Source organism: Streptomyces celluloflavus (assembly GCA_000720995.1).
Taxonomy (GTDB): Bacteria; Actinomycetota; Actinomycetes; order Streptomycetales; family Streptomycetaceae; genus Streptomyces; species Streptomyces celluloflavus.
This window is the reverse complement of sequence record JOEL01000001.1, coordinates 100349-117359: the sequence shown is the minus strand read 5'-3', so window position 1 is coordinate 117359 and position 17011 is coordinate 100349. Positions and strand designations below refer to the sequence as shown.

Sequence of the window (17011 nt, the reverse complement as noted above, 5' to 3'; positions counted from 1 at the left end):
CGTCTTGCCACCCTGTCGCCCCGTCACCCGTACCGCAGGGCAAGGGCGTCCGAGGCGCCGGGCGCGTCCACCCTCCTCGTCCGGGACCGGGTCCGAGCGCGTCCGGGACCGGACGCCCGCACCACGAGTCCGATCGGCCCTCTTGTGCCCCAGGCCACCCAACCGTCAAGGTCCTCTCCAAGGTTCACGTATGCCCCGCGCACCATCCGTTCCCCAGGAGGACCGATGAACGAGGCACATCCGCAGAACCACGACCACGACGAGACGGGTCCCAGCCGGCGCTCGGTCCTGTGGACCGCCGGTGCGGCGGGCGCCGGACTCGGGCTCGGCGCACTCCCGGCCGGCCGCGCCGCGGCGGCCACCCCCGGGGAGACCGTCCCCGGAGCACCGGCCGCCGCGACGGCCGGTACCGCCGCGGCACCGGCGGCCCGCGGCAGAACCATGATCGGGGTGCCGTTCGAACGGCGCAGCACCGTACGCGTCGGCATCATCGGTCTCGGCAACCGCGGCGGCAGCATGATCGACCTCTTCCTCGCGGTGCCGGGCGTCCGCGTCGTCGCGCTGTGCGACCCGGTGAAGGAGAAGACCGAGCGGGCCGCCAAGAAGGTCACCGACGCCGGACAGCCCGCGCCCGCCGTCTACACCAAGGGCGATCACGACTACGAGAACCTGTGCAAGCGCGGCGACCTCGACTTCGTCTACGCGGCCACGCCCTGGGACCGGCATTTCGAGATGGCCAGGACGGCACTGCGCAACGGCAAGCACTTCGGTGTGGAGTGTCCCCTCGCGCTCCGCCTGGACCAGCTGTGGGAACTGGTCGACCTCTCCGAACGCACCCGCAGGCACTGCATGCAGCTGGAGAACTGCTGCTACGGCAGGAACGAGATGCGGGTGCTGCGGATGGCGCACGCGGGCCTGTTCGGCGAGCTGCTGCACGGCGCCGGTGCGTACATCCACGATCTGCGGGGCCTGATGTTCGACCCGGCGTACTACGAGGGACCGTGGCGCCGGCTGTGGCACACCCGGCTGCGCGGCGATCTGTATCCCACCCACGGCTTCGGCCCGGTCGCCAACTACATGGACGTCAACCGCGGCGACCGCGTCGTACGGATCTCCAGCGTCGGCACGCCCGCGCTGGGGCTCGCCGAGTACCGCAAGGAACACAAGCCGGCGAACGACCCGAGCTGGAAGGAGTCGTACATCGAGAGCGACCGGACGATCAGCCTCGTCCAGACCGCCAAGGGCCGGGTGATCCGGCTGGAGCACGATGTCTCGACCCCGCACCCCTACAGCCGGATCAACAGTCTCGGCGGCACCAAGGGCCTCTTCGAGGACTATCCCGAGCGGATCTACCTCGAACCCGACCAGCACGATGACGAATGGGGCGACTTCGCGAAGTACGCGGAGTGGGACCACTGGCTCTGGAAGGAGCACGCCAACCCGCCGGGCGGACACGGCGGTATGGACTACATGATGGTGTTCCGGCTGATGCAGTGCATGCGGCTCGGCCTCGTACCGGACTTCGACATCTACGACGCGGCGACCTGGTCCGCGCCGGTCCCGCTGAGCGACGCGTCGATCAAGGCGAAGGGCGCCCCGCAGGAGATCCCCGACTTCACCCGGGGGCTGTGGAAGAAGGCCCGGACGGGGGTGGATTCGGAGAAGCCCGCCGAGTAGGAACGGACCGTTCCGGGTCCCGGCCGCGCGTCGGCCGGGACCCGGGACCCGTGACCGGTCACCCACGGCTCCCGGGCCGGTACGGGAAAGACGGGCGGCCGGACCGGACAGATCAACCGGCTTGACGGGGTCGGCCGGACCATCAACCCCCTACAGCACAGAGGTTGCACATTCAGCGCAAAAGGTGCGCCTTGTCCCCCATGACCACCACAGGATGCCGCGCCGGATCGAGCGCGCGCAGCAGCGCCACCATCCCGGACCGGGAGACGCTCACGCAGCCGGAGGTGCCGCTTCCGTGGTCCAGGTGCAGCCAGATCCCGCCACCTTTGGACTGCCCCTCGGGGCGCGTCCCGTCCAGCGGGGAGGTCCCCTTGACCCGGTTGTAGTTGATCGCGACGACATAATCGAAGTCGTGCCGGGTGCTCGGGGACCAGTACGCGGGTGGCGTGAACGCCGCCGAATGCGTGTACGGCAGTTTGGCGCCGGGATCCGCGAGAACACCGCCCGCGTCGGTCAGCGGGAAGACGCCGACGGGGCTGCGCCTGTCGTCCTCGTGGTGGTCCGTCGTCCAGCCCCGCTTGCCGTTGTGCGCGGCCCAACTTCCCTTGCGGTCCCAGCCGTTTGCGCCCTTGTCATAGAGGACGACGGTGACGTCGGCCGCCTCGGCGCCCCGGCCGTAGACCGCCACGACCTGACGCGAATCGGCCGGAATCCGTGAGCGCAGGTTCGCCCCCACCTCCGGGATGTTCTTAAGATGGGTGGTGGCCGACGCGCTGTGGGCCGGATCGCCAGGGCTCTCTCCCTTCCCTGCACCGTCGTCCCGGCTACCGCCCGCGCCGCCCGTGCCGCCACCCGCACCACCCCCGCAGCCCGCCAGTAGCACCAGCCCCGCCGCGGCGACAGCCGCCGTCCGTATCGCCCTGCCCGCCGTACCCGCCATCCGTCTGACTCCCCAAGGCCGCACCGCCGGACCGACGCCGTTCCGGCGCCTGCCCGTTGTGTACGTGTCGCACACGATTTTCCCGAGATATGCGCCTGCGGCGGAAAACCGTTTGAAATCGGCCGCCGTGCGCGTCAACCTTCCATGATGCTCCGCCGACGACGGCGGAGGTGCCGACAGGAACGGTCGGGTGTGGCAGCGCGGCCGCAGCGGCAGCCGTACCGGTCGGGGTACGTCAGGCCGGGACGGGGCGACACCGCACGCCCGGACGCCCTTCGGCGCTCCCCTTCCTTACCCGCGTTCCCGCCCTGCCATTCCCACCCGCCCGCCACCCGCCGCGCCCGGTCTCCGGCCGCCCCGCTCTCCGCCCGCCACGACAACGCCTTTGGACATCATGCACATTCGCGACCTGCCGCATCCCGACCCCGGCGTCCCCGACGTCCGTACGGGCGGCCGTTTTCTCCTGTGGCTCTACAAGAAGCAGCTCGGCGGGCAGGCCAAGGCCCTGCTGTGGGGGCTGGTCCACACCGGGGCCGTGGCCTCGTTCCCGGTTCCGGTGGGTATCGCCGTGCAGGCCGTCGTGGACCGCGACGGTTCCCGGCTGGCCCTGGCGGGCGGGCTGATGGCGCTGCTGGGCGTCCTGGTCACGGTCGGCGACACCATGCTGCACCGCTCGGCCATCACCAACTGGATCACCTCCGTCGCCCGCGTCCAGCAACTGCTCGCCCGCAAGACCACGGAACTGGGCTCGGCCATGACCCGGCGGGTGGCGGCCGGTGAGATCGTCGCCGTCAGCACCGGCGACCTGGAGAAGATCGGCTGGTTCGTCGAGGCGATCTCCCGGTTCGGGGCGGCCGCGCTGACCTCGGTCGGCGTCTGTGTGGCCCTGCTCGTCTACCAGCCGGCCCTCGGCGTCGTGGTGGCCATCGGCGTGCCCGTGCTGGCGCTGGCCGTCCTGCCGATGCTGCCGCCCGCCACCCGCCGCGCCGACGCGCAGCGTGAGAAGGCCGGGCTCGCCACCGAGCTGGCCTCCGACACCGTCGCCGGGCTGCGGGTGCTGCGCGGTATCGGCGGCGAGGAGCTGTTCCTCGGCCGCTACCGCAGCGCCTCCCAGGAGGTGCGCAAGGCCGCCGTCCGCAGCGCCCGCATGTGGTCGCTGATCTCGGCCGTACAGGTCGCGCTGCCGGGGCTGCTGCTCATCGCGGTGGTGTGGTACGGCGTCCAGCTCGCCCAGGACGGCCGGATCGCCATCGGTGAACTCGTCACCATCTACAGCGCGGTCGCCTTCCTGCTCTACCCGCTGCGGCACTTCGAAGAGATCGCGATGGCCTACTCCTTCTCCCGGCCGTCGGCGAAACGTACCGCCCGGCTGCTGGCCCTGAGCCGCCCGGCCGGCGGCCGCCTCACCGACCACGGGACGCTCGACGGCGATCTGCACGACCCGGTCACCGGCCTGACCGCCGAGGCCGGCCGGCTGACCGCCGTGGTCTGCGGCGACCCCGACGCCGCGGGCCGCCTCGCCGCGCGGCTCGGCGGACAGCCCGCGGAATCCGAGGACGAAGGTGTCGAAGGCGGCGAAGGAGCGCAGAAGGCTGCCGCGACCCCGTCCGTCCTCCTCGGCGGCACCCCGCTGGACGACGTACCGCGCGAGGCGGCCCGCACCGCCGTGCTCGTCCAGGACAAGGACCCGGTGCTGCTCTCGGGCACGCTCGGCGAACTCCTCGACGTACCGGCATCCGGCCGGGTGGACACGGCCGGGGCGCTGTCGGCGGCCCAGTGCGGCGATGTGCTGACCGCGCTGGCGCAGGCGTCCGTCGACGACTCCGGCGACCCGATGCGTACCCGGATCACCGAACGCGGCCGGTCGCTCTCCGGCGGGCAGCGGCAGCGGCTGGCCCTGGCCAGGTCGCTGGTCACCGATCCGGAGGTCCTGGTGCTGGACGAACCGACCAGCGCCGTCGACTCCCACACCGAGGCCCGCATCGCCGACGGGCTGCGCGAGATCCGGACGGGCCGTACCACGGTGGTGCTCACCTCCAGCCCGCTGCTGCTGGACCGGGCCGAGCAGGTGGTGTTCCTCCACGACGGCAAGGTCGTCGCACGGGCACCCCACCGCGAACTGCTGCGCACCCACCCCGCCTACCGCGCCGTCGTCACCCGCGAGACGGAGACCGAGGCGGCGGCCGACGCGCCGGCGGACCCGGCCATGGCCACCACCACCGCACCGGCCGGCGACACCCGGCACGACAAGATCGAGGAGACCGCATGATCGGCCTGGCGCCGCCGGAGCACGATCCGGACGCCCCGCAGACCGCCACGACCCTGCCCGTCGGCTCACCGGCCACCGTGCGCGCCTACGTCGGCGGCCTGGTCCGCCGCCACCGCCGGGCGTTCACCGTGCTGGTCAGTGTGAACGCCGCCGCGGTCATCGCGTCGATGGTCGGTCCCTATCTCCTCGGCGGACTGGTCGAGGACCTGTCCGCCGGCGCCCGCGACATCCACCTCGGCCTCACCATCGGGCTGTTCGCCCTCGCGCTGGCCCTCCAGACGGGCTTCACCCGCCTCGTCCGGCTGCGCGGGGCGATGCTCGGTGAGCAGATGCTGGCGGACCTGCGCGAGGACTTCCTCGTCCGGTCCGTGGCGCTGCCGCCGGGCGTCCTGGAGCGGGCCGGTACCGGCGATCTGCTGTCCCGGATCACCACCGATATCGACCGGCTCTCCAACGCGATGCGCGAGGCCGTACCGCAGCTGGCCATCGGCGTGGTGTGGGTGGCGCTGCTCCTGGGCGGGCTCGCCGTCACCGCGCCGCCGCTCGCCCTGTCGGTACTGATCGCGCTGCCGGTGCTGATCGTCGGCTGCCGCTGGTACTTCAAGCGGGCGCCGAGCGCGTACCGCTCGGAGGCCGCCGGGTACGCCGCGGTCTCCGCCGCGCTCACCGAGACCGTGGACGCGGGGCACACCATCGAGGCCCACCGGCTCGGTGCCCGGCGGATCGCGCAGTCGGAGCGCCGGGTGCGCGAGTGGACGCAGTGGGAGCGGTACACCCTCTATCTGCGCTCGGTGCTCTTCCCCGTCATCAATGTGACGCATGTGCTGCTGCTCGGGTCGGTGCTGCTGCTCGGCGGCGCGTTCGTGCTCAACGGCTGGATCACCCCGGGCCAGCTGACGACGGGGGCGCTGCTCGCGCAGATGATGTCCGAGCCGATCGGCATGATCCTGCGCTGGTACGACGAGCTGCAGGTGGCCCAGGTGTCCATCGCCCGTCTCGTCGGCGTCCGGGAGATCGAACCGCAGGCCGCGGACGACAAGCTGTCCCCCGACGGCCGGGACATGCGCGCCGACGAGGTGCGCTTCGGCTACCGCGCGGATGTCGACGTGCTGCACGAGGTCTCGCTGCACGTCCGCCCCGGCAGCAGGCTGGCGCTGGTCGGGCCGTCCGGCGCCGGCAAGTCCACGCTGGGCCGGCTGCTGGCCGGTATCTACGGGCCGCGGACGGGCACGGTCACCCTCGGCGGGGCCGAGCTGTCCGAGATGCCCGCCGAGCGGGTCCGTCAGCATGTGGCGCTGGTCAACCAGGAGCACCATGTCTTCGTCGGCTCGCTCCGGGACAATCTCCTGCTGGCCCGCACGGACGCGGCCGACGCCGAACTGTGGGCGGCGCTCGGCGCGGTGGACGCCGACGGCTGGGCGCGGGCGCTGGACGAGGAGCTGGACACCGAGGTCGGCTCGGGCGGCCGGGCGCTGACGCCGGCACAGGCCCAGCAGATCGCGCTGGCCCGGCTGGTGCTCGCCGATCCGCACACCCTGGTGCTGGACGAGGCGACGTCCCTGCTCGACCCGCGGGCGGCGCGGCACCTGGAGCGTTCGCTCGGCAAGGTGCTGGACGGCCGTACGGTCGTGGCGATCGCGCACCGGCTGCACACCGCGCACGACGCCGATGTGATCGCGGTGGTCGAGGAGGGCCGGATCAGCGAGCTGGGCAGCCATCAGGAACTGGTCACCGCCGGCGGGGCCTACGCGGCGCTCTGGCGCTCCTGGCACGGCTGACGGCGGACCGGCGCGACCGCACCGTCGCGCCGGTGCGGACACGAGCGCGCCCCGGCCGCCGGTACTCCGGTGGCCGGGGCGCGCTGGTGCCGGTCAGAGGTAGCCGAGGGCGCCCAGTCCGCCCAGGCAGCCCAGCAGCAGGAAGACCGGCATCAGGACCTTCAGCTCCACCCGGCTGCCGGCCCGGAAGCGCATCCCCTTGGGCGGACCGAGCGGGTACCAGCGCTTGCCCTTGATCGGAATGGGCCACAAGACCGGGCAGCCCGAGACCGTCAGGGCGTCGCCGAGGTCGTGCACCAGCGCGCCGAGCACGATCGGCAGGCCCAGCCAGAGGTACTCCTGTCCCGGCGCTTCGAAGAGCCAGTTCGCGCCGTTGCCCGGCTGGTCGAGGATGCCGGCCAGGATCCAGGCCGTCGCCGCGCCCAGCAGCCAGACCAGGACGTCGCTGGAGACCCGCGCCGCCCGCCACAGCAACCCCTCGATGGCGAGCACCATATGGACGAAGAGGATGCCGAGGACCGCCCAGCGGCCGCCCTCCGTCGCCAGCAGCGACATCCCGCCGCCGATCAGTACCGCCCACACCCAGGTGTGGGTGAGCGTGCGGTGCCCGCCCGAACGGTGCGCGTCACCGCGCGTCTTGGTGGCCTTGTAGACCGCGTGCGAGAGGGTGTCGACCACCCCGCACAGCATCCCCGAAAGCGGTCCGAAGGCGCGCGATATGGTGGCGGACTTGTGGTCGAGGTCGGGGGCGAGCGCCGCTCCGGCGCAGATCAGGGCTCCGCAGACGAGCACCGGCCAGGGCATCGGATGTCCGGCGGCATAGGCCGCCGCCCCCACCCCCAGCCAGGCCGCGGCCCCGGACAGCGAGTGCGCCGGTCCCATCATGGTTGTTCCCCACCCCTTGTTCTCTCGGTTCTCGCGCCGCCCGCTGCCGCTTCCGGCGGCTGCCGCGTGGTCGGCGACTCAGCGTAACCTCAGATGATCACTGTGGGCCGCGGGGGTGTCCGGCCGGCCCCCCGGACCGGGCGGTACGGCCGTCTGGGGAAGCGCCAACGCCCGGTCTCCCGGCCCCCGTTCGCGGCGGGCGGCGGTGCTCCGGTCCGGCGGCACGGCACCGCGATCACCTGGCCCGGCCCGCCCGATGGCATGCTGTCCGGCGTGAACGGACCCGAAATCTTCCTCACCTTCCCCCCTGAACTGCATCTTTTCCTCTCGGCCGACCGCCTCGCCGGCCGTACGTCCCTGGTGACCGACGGGTCGTCGTCGCTCGGCCACGTCGTCGAATCGCTCGGCGTCCCGCTCACCGAGGTCGGACGGCTCTTCGTGGACGGGCGGGCGGTCCCCGTCTCGCACGTCCCGCGCGCGGGCGAGAACGTCGAGGTGTCCGCCGTCGCGCGCCCGCAGCACGTCCCCGGCGCTCCGCTGCGCTTCCTGCTCGATGTGCACCTCGGCAGTCTGGCGCGGCGGCTGCGGCTGCTCGGCGTCGACGCGGCCTATACGAACGAGGACCCGGGTGACCCGGCGCTGGCCGCGCTCTCGGCGCAGGAGCGGCGGGTGCTGCTCTCCCGGGACCGGGGGCTGCTGCGCCGGCGGGAGATCTGGGCCGGTGCGTATGTCTACAGCGACCGGGTCGAGGAGCAACTCCGGGATGTGCTGGGCCGCTTCGCCCCCGCGCTCGCCCCGTGGACCCGCTGCACCGCCTGCAACGGGCCGCTGACGGAGGCCGACAAGGACGCGGTCCGGGACCACCTCCGGCACGGCACGCAGCGCACCTACGACGTCTTCGCGCAGTGCGCGTCGTGCGGACGGGTCTACTGGCGCGGCGCGCACCACGCCCGTCTGCAGGCGATCGTCAACGATGCGCTGCGCGAGCGCGCCACCTGAGCCACCCGGGGCGAGGCGGGCGGCCCGGAGCCGGGCGGCGGTCACCGGTAGGCGCGTGCCCGGTCACCTGAAGCGGAACCTGTCGGCTGTCGCCCGGCATGTCCACGAGCCCGCTCCGCGAGCGATGCGGTGCGTGGGTGCCGTGGGCCCCGCCATGGGCATCGCCGTGGCCACGGTCATCGGCCCCGCGCCGGGCACGCGGCCCGGCCGGTGGCTGAACGGCCCGGCCGTGGGACCGGGCGCACCCGCCGCCCCGGCACGGCCGCGTGGATCCCGGTCGCTGTGCGGACGTACGCGTGGGGCGGGGAGGGTGCCGGCCCCGCCCCACCCATGCCCCGCGGCGGAGCTCCGCGCCCGGCGGCACCTCCCTCCGGTCGCCCGCCCCGTCGCCCGTCGGGTGTCAGTGCGTGGGGTCCCCGGTGGCGAGGGCGGGCAGCGGTGCGAGGCGGGGGAACTCCCCCCGGTAGAACACCAGCGGCCGGCCGCCGCCCCGGTGGTCGAACGCCTCGACCCGGCCGAGGAAGAGCACATGGTCTCCCCCGTCGTACTCGGCCCAGGGCGAGCACTCGACGGTGGCCAGCGCGTCGGCGAGCCGCGGTGCGAGGCCGGCTGCCGAGCGCGTCCACCGGGGCGGCGGGGCCGTGGTCCGGTGGCCCGCGAAGTGCCGGGCGAGAGCGTCCTGATCCTCGCGGAGTACGTTCACCGTGAACGGCCGGCCACCGAGGTGGCGGCCGGCCGTGCTCTCGCGGTGGAGCGAGACCAGCACCAGCGCCGGGTCCAGTGACACCGCGGTGAAGGCGTTGACGGTGGCGCCGTGCGGCGCCCCGCCCACCTCGCAGGTGACGACCGTGACGCCGGTGGCGAAGTGGCCGAGGCAGGTGCGCAGCGACCGTCGGTCGATATCCACGGGGGTCCTCCTGGTTCCCACTGATTCCCCGGTGCTTTGCGCTTCCTCCGGGGTCCTTCGATCGGCGCTCTAGCGGGTCGGTCCGTCCTGCCAGCCGGTTGCGGGCCGGTCGAACCAGAGGTGGACCTGGCCGGTCCCGATCCCGTTCTCGTACGCGCCGAAGCGACGGCCCGGCGCACCGCACCGGGCGCCGCCCACCGCGCCCGCCAGCATCAGGTAGTGCCCGAAGCGCGCCTCGGGGGCGAACCGGAGGTACTCCGGCATGGCCTCGATCACGCGGTCGTGGCGGCCCGCCTCCAGCCAGGCGATCCGCCGCTCGTCCGCCGCGCGGGCCTCGGGCGTGACGATATGGCCGGGGTCCCCCGCCATGTGGTCGCGGAGTTCGGCCAGCGGCCAGAAGACGTGGGAGAGGCCGCCCGAGGCGAGCAGCAGCACCCTGCGGTCGAGCCGGGTGACCGCGTCCGCGATGGCCTCGCCGACGGCCAGGAAGTCCTCGGTGGTCGCCGTCTGGCAGACCGAGACGGAGACCCACGGGGTGCCGGCCCGGCCGAGGTAGGTCCAGAGGTTGAGCGTCGCGTAGTGGACCGGCAGGTACGGGTCGTCGTTCGCGGTGATCCACAGCGACCGCCCCGCCCCCGATTCCGCGACGGCGCGGGCCAGTTCGGGGTCGCCGGGCAGATCGTAGGGCAGCCCGCTGATCTCGCTGGGCATCTCGTCCGAGGTGAAGCGGCCCGTGCGCCGGGAGTGGGCGGTGACCACCACCTCGGTTGTCGTCGCCCAGTGGCTGTCGAGTACCAGGACGGTGTCGTACTGCGCCGGGTCGATCACCTCGTGCCGGAGCCGGGTCAGGCCGGTCGCGAGGGTGAAGTCGCGGCCGCCGTTCGCCTCGATCCGCCGCGGCTCGGGGAACATGATGACGGGTGCGTGCGAGACCAGGCCCGCGCCGACGATGTCACCCATGGGGGAACCTCCTTCGTGGTCGGGGGGGCTACGGGACGAGCAGGAGCTTGCCGGTGGTGCGCCGGGCCGCGAGGTCGGCGTGCGCGCGGTGCGCTTCGGCGAGCGGATACGTGCCGCCGATGGTGACGCGCAGGGTGCCGTCGGCGATACCGGCGAACACCTCGCCCGCCCGCCACTCGAACTCCTCGGTGGTGGCCCGGAAGTGTTCGAGGTAGGGGCGCGTCAGGGTCAGCGACCCGCCCCACAGCAGCCGCATCACATCGACGGGCGGCACCGCGCCGCTGGCGCCGCCGAAGAGGACCAGCGTGCCGCGGGTGCGCAGGGCGTCGAGACTGGCGTCGAAAGTGGCGGCGCCGATGCCGTCGTAGACCGCATGGACGCCCTCCCCGCCGGTGAGAAGGCGTACCTCGGCGGCCAGGTCGCCGGTCCCGGTGGAGCGGATGATCTCGTCGGCGCCGTGCTCCCGGGCGAGCTTCTCCTTCTCCGCGGTGGACACCGTGCCGATGACCCGGACGCCGCGCCGCTTGAGCAACTGGGTGAGCAGCAGCCCCACCCCGCCGGCGGCGGCATGGACCAGTACGGTGTCGCCGGCGCGCGCCGGGTAGGAGTCGTTGACCAGGTAGTGGGCCGTCATGCCCTGGACGAGCACCCCGCCGGCCGTGCGCAGGTCGATCGTGTCCGGTACGGCGATCGCCTTGTCCTCGGGCACCACCACCCGGCTCGCGTAGCTGCCGAGGACGGTCGTCCAGGCGACGCGGTCACCGGGCGCGAACCGGCTGACTCCGGGGCCGGTGGCCAGGACGACGCCCGATCCCTCCTCGCCCGGTACGGCGGGCAGCGGCAGGGGATAGCGGCCCTCGCGGCGGTAGAGGTCGATGAAGTTGACCCCGGCCGCGGCGAGTTCGACGAGTATCTGCCCCTCGCCGGGCTCGGGGTCGGGCTTCTCCCCATACGTCTGGACCTCGGGTCCGCCGGTCCGGCGGATCTCGATGGCGTGCATCAGTGGTCTCCGTTCATCGGTGCTGTGGGTTCCGTCGGCAGGGACACTTCAGGCTGTTCGCGGCCAGGCGGCGCCGAGGGCACCGGTGTCCAACTCGACCTGGTAGGTGCGCAGCCACTCGTCCAGCCGGACGGTGGACTCCACGAGGATCCGTTCGAACTCGGAGAGGCTGCCGGTGGTGGTCCTGCCGGTGAGCCGCCGTACCGCGGCGCCGTCGAGGCAGTGGCTCAGCGGTGCGCCGGCGTCGCCCGCCGCCGTGGTGAGGCCGGTGATGAGGGCGCGGTCGTAGGCGGGGTCCTGGATCGAGGGGTAGGCGGCCTTCTTGCGGCGCCGTACCGACTCGGGCAGCAGACCGGTCGCGGCCTCGCGCAGCAGTGCCTTTTCCTGGCCGCTGAAGGTCTTCATCTCCCAGGGGACGTTGAAGACGTACTCGACCAGGCGGTGGTCGCAGAACGGCACCCGGCCCTCCAGTCCGCTGGCCATGCCCATCCGGTCCTTCTTGTCCAGCAGGATGGGCAGCCACCGGGTCAGGGTCAGATAGCCCAGCTCCCGGGTCCGCCGGTCCTGCGCGCTCTCCCCGTCGAGGCGCGGTACCTCGGCCAGCGCGGTGCGGTAGAGGTCGGCCTCGTACTCCCCCAGGTCGATCCCGTCGACGAACCAGGGGTGGAAGAGCGAGCGGGGGTCGAGGCCGCGGTGGGCGCCGAGTTTGAGCCAGGGGAAGGTGTCGGCGCGCCGCGCATCGGGGTCGGAGAACCACAGGTAGCCGCCGAAGATCTCGTCGGCGCCCTCCCCGGAGAGCGCCACGGTCGCGTGCTCCCGGACGGCGGCGAAGAGCAGGTACAGGGAGACGTCGAGGTCCGCGAAGTTGAACGGCAGGTCCCAGGCGCCGAGGACGGTCCGGCGGACGGCCGGGTCGAGCAGCCGGGTGCGGTCGAGGACGATCGCGTGGTGGTCGCTGCCGACGTGCCGGGCGACCTCCAGCGCGTACGGGCCGTCCGGGGTGGGGCGGATGGGATCGGCCCGGAAGTTCTCGGTGTGGCCGGTGAAGTCGACGGAGAAGGTGGTGAGGCGCCCGCCGTCGGCGGCGCGCGCCCGCTGGGCGAGGGCGGTGACCGTGCTGGAGTCCAGTCCGCCGGACAGCAGCGAGACCAGCGGCACATCGGCGACCATCTGCCGCGGGACGATGTCGTCGAGCAGGTCGCGGACGGTGGCGACGGTGGTCGGCAGATCGTCGGTGTGCGGACGGGATTCCAGCGCCCAGTAGCGCTCCTCGCTGAGCCCGTCGCGGCGGACCCGCAGCAGATGGCCGGGTTTCAGCTCGCGCATACCGCGGAAGGGCACCCGCCCCGGGGTGCGCAGGAACAGCAGCGCGTCGCAGAGTTCCTCCGCTCCCGCGCCGGCCCGTGCCAGGGGGTGGGCGAGGATGGCCTTGGGCTCCGAGCCGAAGAGCACGCCGTCGGCCGTGGGGTGGTAGTAGAGGGGTTTGACGCCCAGCCGGTCCCGCACCAGCAGCAGTTCGTCCCGGGCGGTGTCCCAGATGGCGAGTGCGTACATGCCGTTGAGGCGGTGGACGAAGCCGGCGCCCCACTCCAGGTAGGCGCGGAGGGCCACCTCGGTGTCGCTGCGGGTGGTGAACCGGTGCCCGAGCAGGGCGAGTTCGGCGCGGAGTTCACGGAAGTTGTAGATTTCCCCGCCGTAGGAGATCACCGCTCGCGGCAGGTCCCCCGGGCCGCGTTCCGGGGTGCGCATCGGCTGTGTGCCGTGCTCGACGTCGATGACGGCCAGCCGCCGGTGTCCCAGCGCGACGTGTCCGTCCAGCCAGACACCGCCGGCGTCCGGCCCTCTGGCGGTCAGGGTCTCGGTCATGGCGTGGACGAGCGGGTACTCGTCCGTGAGGTCTCGGGTGAAGTCGACCCACCCGGTGATGCCACACATCATGTGCTCCGTTCTCGGTCGGTGGGCGTTTCAGAGGGTGTGCGCCGGGTCCTGCCACGGGCCTCTGCGCCAGCCCTCGACGTCGTAGTCGTCGAGGCACTCCTGCACCAGCGCTTCGTACCGGGCGAGGCTGCCCCGCCGGGTCGCCCACTTCAGGGCGTCGAGCCGGACCTGTTCGCCGTTGCCCGAGTAGTTGCGTTCGTACAGTTCGTGGCGGCCGCCGAATTCGGTGCCGATCGCGTCCCAGACGAGCTTGAGCAGCTTGATCCGGTCGGCGGCGGAGGTGTCCGCGCCGCGGTAGAAGCGGTCGATCAGCGGCCGCAGTTCGGGATGGGTGAGATCCCGGCCGCTGGAGGGCACCGCGAGGGGTGCGCCGCCCAGCGTGGTCTCGAACAGTTCGTGGACCCGGTCCCACACCTGCGCGTTGTACATCCGCATGGCCGAGGCGTGCTCCAGGCGGGGCACGACGGTCCCGCCGCTGCCCGGCTCGGGGTCGTACGCCATCGCCGAGGTCAGCGCCCACACCATGTCCCGCATGGTGATGAGCTCGCCGACGGCGGCCTGTACGCCGCGGAACCCGTCGGTGCCGTTCGCCCGGGTGCCGCGGGCGAGCAGTCCGGCCATGAGTTCCAGCTTGACGCTCAGCCGGGTTCCGGACTGGAAGTTGTACAGGTTCGGGAAGCCCGACGTGGCGTAGAAGCCCGTCGCCCGTTCGATGTCCCGGTGGACGAGCACGTCCTCCCAGGGGATCAGCGCCTCGTCGAGCAGCAGCACACTGTCGTTCTCGTCGAAACGGCTGCTCAGCGGTGCGTCGAAGGGGCCGCGGGCGGGGTTCGCGTACGGGGTGCGGCAGATCAGTCTCACCCCGGGGTTGTCCATCCGGACGAAGAAGACCAGGGCGAACGCCTCCGCCTTGCCCGGTGCCAGGGCGGCCGAGCCGACCGGGGCGACGAAACCGGCGTTGGTGAGGGCGGAGCCGGTCGCGAGCATCTTCGCCCCGCTGACCACCACTCCGGCGTCCGTCTCGCGCACGGCGTGCACGAACACGTCCTCCATGTCGTGGATGGCCCGTTTGCGGTCGACCGGCGGGTTGATGATGACGTGGTTGAGGTACAGCGCCCGGCTCGCGAACTCGCGGTACCAGGCGGTGGCGTTGGCGGCGTACGGGCCGTAGTAGTCGGCGTTGACGCCCAGGCCCGACATGAAGGACGCCTTGTACTCGGGGGTGCGCCCCAGGAAGCCGTAGCTCATGCGCGCCCAGGTGGCGATCGCCTCCCGTGCCTCGACCAGTTCCGCGGCGGTCCGGCTCGGTTTGAAGAACTTGTGGGTACGGATGCCGGAGTCGTCGACCCCGGTGAGCACCTCGGCGGTCGCCGGGTCGTGCAGGGCGTCGTAGAGCCGGGACACCGACAGGGCGGAGTTGCGGAAGGCGGGGTGCCGGGTGACGTCCTTCACCCGTTCGCCGTCCACGTACACCTGCCGGCCGTCGCGCAGGCTCTCCAGGTAGTCCGCGCCCGTCATGAGCGCGTTGCCGGTCACGGTCGTGGTGCCGCCGGCCGTGGGTGCGGTGCCGGTCATCGCACCAGCCCCGGGTTGTCCAGCGGCGGGGTGCCGAGCACCTGGACCCGGCGCAGATGCCGCGGCGCGCCGCTGGTGAACGCGTTCCGGCCGTGCAGCAGCGTGTAGTTGTCGGCGATCACCAGATCGCCGGTCTGCCAGGTGTGGGCGTAGAGGTGCGCGGGATCGTACAGCGCCGCGCGCAGGCTCCGGTGCACCTCGGCGAGCGCGTCGTCCGGGAGCCCCGAGAACTGGAGGTCGGGGTGGTTGACGAAGCCGCTGTCCTCTGCGGCGGTGGGTTCGTTGTAGCGGATGACCTGGGCGCCGTGGCCTGGGTGGGCGGCCACGAGCGGCGAGACGGTGACGCTGTCGTAGAACTCCATCGCGCGGTGGTAGGTACCGGTGACCGCCGACCACTGGGCGACCGTGGCCGGGTCGGTGTGTTCGAGCACGGCGGTGGTGTGGGAGAAGGTCGTCTCACCGCCGTTGCCCGCGCCGGGTGCCCGTACGCACTGGAACACCTGGAATTCCGGCACCTGCTCGCGGTACATGCCGTCCCAGTGCATCGGCATATAGCTGTGGTCGAAGATGTGGTCCGCGGGCCGTTCCTGCTCGACCAGTTCGAGCACCGTGCCGAACGGCCAGACGCTCAGCTCGCCCCAGCGCTCGCAGTAGGCGGACAGTTCCTGCGGACCGGCGAAGTTGTCGAAGCCGCGGAGCAGGACGAGACGGTGCTCCCGGACGAGCGCGCGCAGGGTTTCGACGGGGACGTCGCGGACGTGCGCGCCCGGCTCCGGCGCCCGTACCGCCGCCCCGAAGGGTTCGATCCGTGTGACGTCGAGCCGGCTGCCGGCGAGGTGGTCGTGGTCATCGGTCATGGTGTTCTCCAGGGGTGGTGAGGGTGGGTTCGCCCGGTACGCGGGCCCGGCCGGGCGGGCGGCGGGCTCCGTCGGGCACGGTCTCGGCGGCGAGGCGGACGGCGGTGTTCACGCGCGGGGCCGGTGCCCCGGCTCGTGGGGCGCGGGGCCGGGCCGGGCCGCGTCCGGCGCCAGTACGTAGTGGCTGGGGCGCCCCGCCACGTGCACCGGTTCGGCTCCGGCACGCTCGGCGTCGGCGCGCTTCATCAGCGTGAAACGTCCGCCGGATTCGACCGCGACGCTGTGCCAGGGCGTCAGCCAGGCGTCCGGGGTGTCCGCGAGCAGGATGCCGATCTTCTCCGTCCCGCACGGCTGGGGGTGGATCGACAGCCGGATGGCGGCCGGGAAGAGTTGGCCCAGCAGGTCGCCCCAGGCCCGGCTCCGCTGGATGACGCGGTAGGCGAGGCGGCGGCACTCGCGCTGCAGGGCGGACCGGGTGCCGGTGTAGTGCGGACCGGACAGGTCCTCCAGCATGAAGCGGGTGATGCCCCGGTACATGGCGAGGGGCGCGCCGCCGGCCCGTACCTCCTCGCGCAGCTCCTCGATCTCCGGGGCGTGGCCGGTGGACAGCATGGTGCGCATGTCCGTGTGTCCGGCGCCCCGGTAGACCTTGTCGAGGGTGAACTGTTCGAGGTGGGTGGCGCCCATCCTGGTGATCATGTCGTCGAGGGCCCGCACATAGCCGGTGACGTTCTCGTCGCTCACCCCGAGCAGGTCGTTGAAGACCCGTCCGTCGGAGCAGATCAGGATGGCGGCTCCGGGCGGGTAGATTTCGCCGATCCGCTCGCAGAGCGAGTTGAGGAAACGCAGTGCGAGTTCCTCGGCGAGGTCGGGCAGCGGGCCGAGCACCTTGGCCGGGTTCGGGGACTTCGTCGGGAACGCCGGCAGGACGAACTCGATGCGCCGGCCGCTCGCCATGGCGTCGCGCACCGCGTCCAGGTGGTGTCCCACGCAGCGCGGGCAGACTTCTCCGGTGCACCCGCCCTCGCGCATTCTGCGCTGATGGGCCAGGACCTCCCGGAGCACTTCGACGGCGGCCAGTTCGGTATCGGGTACGGCGAGATCGGACACCGCGTCTCCTTTCGTTGACTGGGTCCCACCGTGGTCCGCGGGCGCATGGGAAACGCACAGAGAGCGCACAACTGCCCGGCTCCCGCGGTCGGCGGCGCGTCGGAAAGAGCCCCGGG

13 protein-coding genes are annotated in these 17011 nt (G+C 72.5%); 4 read left to right on the top strand and 9 right to left on the bottom strand.

From position 1 onward, the window contains the following. Nucleotides 1-225: 225 nt before the first annotated feature. On the top strand, nucleotides 226-1677 hold the full coding sequence (locus tag IH09_RS00460; RefSeq protein WP_052853183.1) for a Gfo/Idh/MocA family protein: 1452 nt from the start codon (nucleotides 226-228) through the stop codon (nucleotides 1675-1677). A gap of 172 nt (nucleotides 1678-1849) precedes the next feature. Here IH09_RS00460 and IH09_RS00455 read toward each other — a convergent pair whose 3' ends face one another. After that, nucleotides 1850-2617 (bottom strand): L,D-transpeptidase family protein, encoded by a 768-nt coding sequence (locus IH09_RS00455; RefSeq protein WP_052853182.1) that lies wholly within the window; start codon nucleotides 2615-2617, stop codon nucleotides 1850-1852. Between the two features lie 394 nt (nucleotides 2618-3011). On the opposite strand from IH09_RS00455, the gene IH09_RS00450 reads away from it, so the two are divergent. Both IH09_RS00450 and IH09_RS00445 read left to right on the top strand, forming a co-directional pair. Beyond that, the gene (locus IH09_RS00450) at nucleotides 3012-4886 is read left to right on the top strand and encodes an ABC transporter transmembrane domain-containing protein (protein WP_052853403.1); all 1875 of its coding nucleotides are present in this window, start codon (nucleotides 3012-3014) and stop codon (nucleotides 4884-4886) included. Next, nucleotides 4883-6664: an ABC transporter ATP-binding protein gene (locus tag IH09_RS00445; RefSeq protein WP_052853181.1), complete on the top strand. Its 1782-nt coding sequence runs from the start codon at nucleotides 4883-4885 to the stop codon at nucleotides 6662-6664. The genes IH09_RS00450 and IH09_RS00445 overlap by 4 nt, the downstream gene beginning before the upstream one ends. 93 nt (nucleotides 6665-6757) lie before the next feature. On the opposite strand, the gene IH09_RS00440 is transcribed toward IH09_RS00445, so the two are convergent. Continuing rightward, nucleotides 6758-7549: a metal-dependent hydrolase gene (locus IH09_RS00440; protein ID WP_052853180.1), complete on the bottom strand. Its 792-nt coding sequence runs from the start codon at nucleotides 7547-7549 to the stop codon at nucleotides 6758-6760. Between the two features lie 273 nt (nucleotides 7550-7822). On the opposite strand from IH09_RS00440, the gene IH09_RS00435 reads away from it, so the two are divergent. Next, nucleotides 7823-8548: a Mut7-C RNAse domain-containing protein gene (locus IH09_RS00435; RefSeq protein ID WP_052853401.1), complete on the top strand. Its 726-nt coding sequence runs from the start codon at nucleotides 7823-7825 to the stop codon at nucleotides 8546-8548. Between the two features lie 400 nt (nucleotides 8549-8948). Here the strand turns inward: IH09_RS00435 and IH09_RS00430 are convergent, their stop codons facing one another. The 7 genes from IH09_RS00430 to IH09_RS00400 all read right to left on the bottom strand — a co-directional run bounded on the left by IH09_RS00430 (nucleotide 8949) and on the right by IH09_RS00400 (nucleotide 16895). Further along, on the bottom strand, nucleotides 8949-9455 hold the full coding sequence (locus tag IH09_RS00430) for a flavin reductase family protein (protein WP_244933997.1): 507 nt from the start codon (nucleotides 9453-9455) through the stop codon (nucleotides 8949-8951). A 69-nt stretch (nucleotides 9456-9524) separates the two neighbouring features. Continuing rightward, nucleotides 9525-10415, bottom strand: a complete 891-nt coding sequence (locus IH09_RS00425) for a DODA-type extradiol aromatic ring-opening family dioxygenase (protein WP_052853179.1) — start codon at nucleotides 10413-10415, stop codon at nucleotides 9525-9527. A gap of 28 nt (nucleotides 10416-10443) precedes the next feature. Continuing rightward, nucleotides 10444-11415: a quinone oxidoreductase family protein gene (locus IH09_RS00420; RefSeq protein ID WP_052853178.1), complete on the bottom strand. Its 972-nt coding sequence runs from the start codon at nucleotides 11413-11415 to the stop codon at nucleotides 10444-10446. Nucleotides 11416-11463: 48 nt separating this feature from the next. Then, nucleotides 11464-13350: an asparagine synthase (glutamine-hydrolyzing) gene (asnB, locus tag IH09_RS00415; protein ID WP_052853397.1), complete on the bottom strand. Its 1887-nt coding sequence runs from the start codon at nucleotides 13348-13350 to the stop codon at nucleotides 11464-11466. Nucleotides 13351-13380: 30 nt separating this feature from the next. Beyond that, the gene (locus tag IH09_RS00410) at nucleotides 13381-14928 is read right to left on the bottom strand and encodes a 4-hydroxyphenylacetate 3-hydroxylase family protein (RefSeq protein ID WP_052853177.1); all 1548 of its coding nucleotides are present in this window, start codon (nucleotides 14926-14928) and stop codon (nucleotides 13381-13383) included. Next, the gene (locus tag IH09_RS00405; protein ID WP_052853176.1) at nucleotides 14925-15785 is read right to left on the bottom strand and encodes a TauD/TfdA dioxygenase family protein; all 861 of its coding nucleotides are present in this window, start codon (nucleotides 15783-15785) and stop codon (nucleotides 14925-14927) included. Before IH09_RS00405 ends, IH09_RS00410 begins: the two co-directional genes overlap by 4 nt. A 108-nt stretch (nucleotides 15786-15893) precedes the next feature. After that, complete coding sequence (locus IH09_RS00400; RefSeq protein ID WP_205380086.1) at nucleotides 15894-16895, bottom strand: L-tyrosine/L-tryptophan isonitrile synthase family protein; 1002 nt, start codon at nucleotides 16893-16895, stop codon at nucleotides 15894-15896. Between the last annotated feature and the right edge of the window lie 116 nt (nucleotides 16896-17011).

What these genes read in the sequence shown, in the direction of transcription:
- IH09_RS00460 (WP_052853183.1), top strand. Translation starts at nt 226, where the DNA reads ATGAACGAGGCACATCCGCAGAACCACGACCACGACGAGACGGGTCCC.
- IH09_RS00455 (WP_052853182.1), bottom strand. Translation starts at nt 2,617, where the DNA reads ATGGCGGGTACGGCGGGCAGGGCGATACGGACGGCGGCTGTCGCCGCG.
- IH09_RS00450 (WP_052853403.1), top strand. Translation starts at nt 3,012, where the DNA reads ATGCACATTCGCGACCTGCCGCATCCCGACCCCGGCGTCCCCGACGTC.
- IH09_RS00445 (WP_052853181.1), top strand. Translation starts at nt 4,883, where the DNA reads ATGATCGGCCTGGCGCCGCCGGAGCACGATCCGGACGCCCCGCAGACC.
- IH09_RS00440 (WP_052853180.1), bottom strand. Translation starts at nt 7,549, where the DNA reads ATGATGGGACCGGCGCACTCGCTGTCCGGGGCCGCGGCCTGGCTGGGG.
- IH09_RS00425 (WP_052853179.1), bottom strand. Translation starts at nt 10,415, where the DNA reads ATGGGTGACATCGTCGGCGCGGGCCTGGTCTCGCACGCACCCGTCATC.
- IH09_RS00420 (WP_052853178.1), bottom strand. Translation starts at nt 11,415, where the DNA reads ATGCACGCCATCGAGATCCGCCGGACCGGCGGACCCGAGGTCCAGACG.
- asnB (WP_052853397.1), bottom strand. Translation starts at nt 13,350, where the DNA reads ATGTGTGGCATCACCGGGTGGGTCGACTTCACCCGAGACCTCACGGAC.
- IH09_RS00410 (WP_052853177.1), bottom strand. Translation starts at nt 14,928, where the DNA reads ATGACCGGCACCGCACCCACGGCCGGCGGCACCACGACCGTGACCGGC.
- IH09_RS00405 (WP_052853176.1), bottom strand. Translation starts at nt 15,785, where the DNA reads ATGACCGATGACCACGACCACCTCGCCGGCAGCCGGCTCGACGTCACA.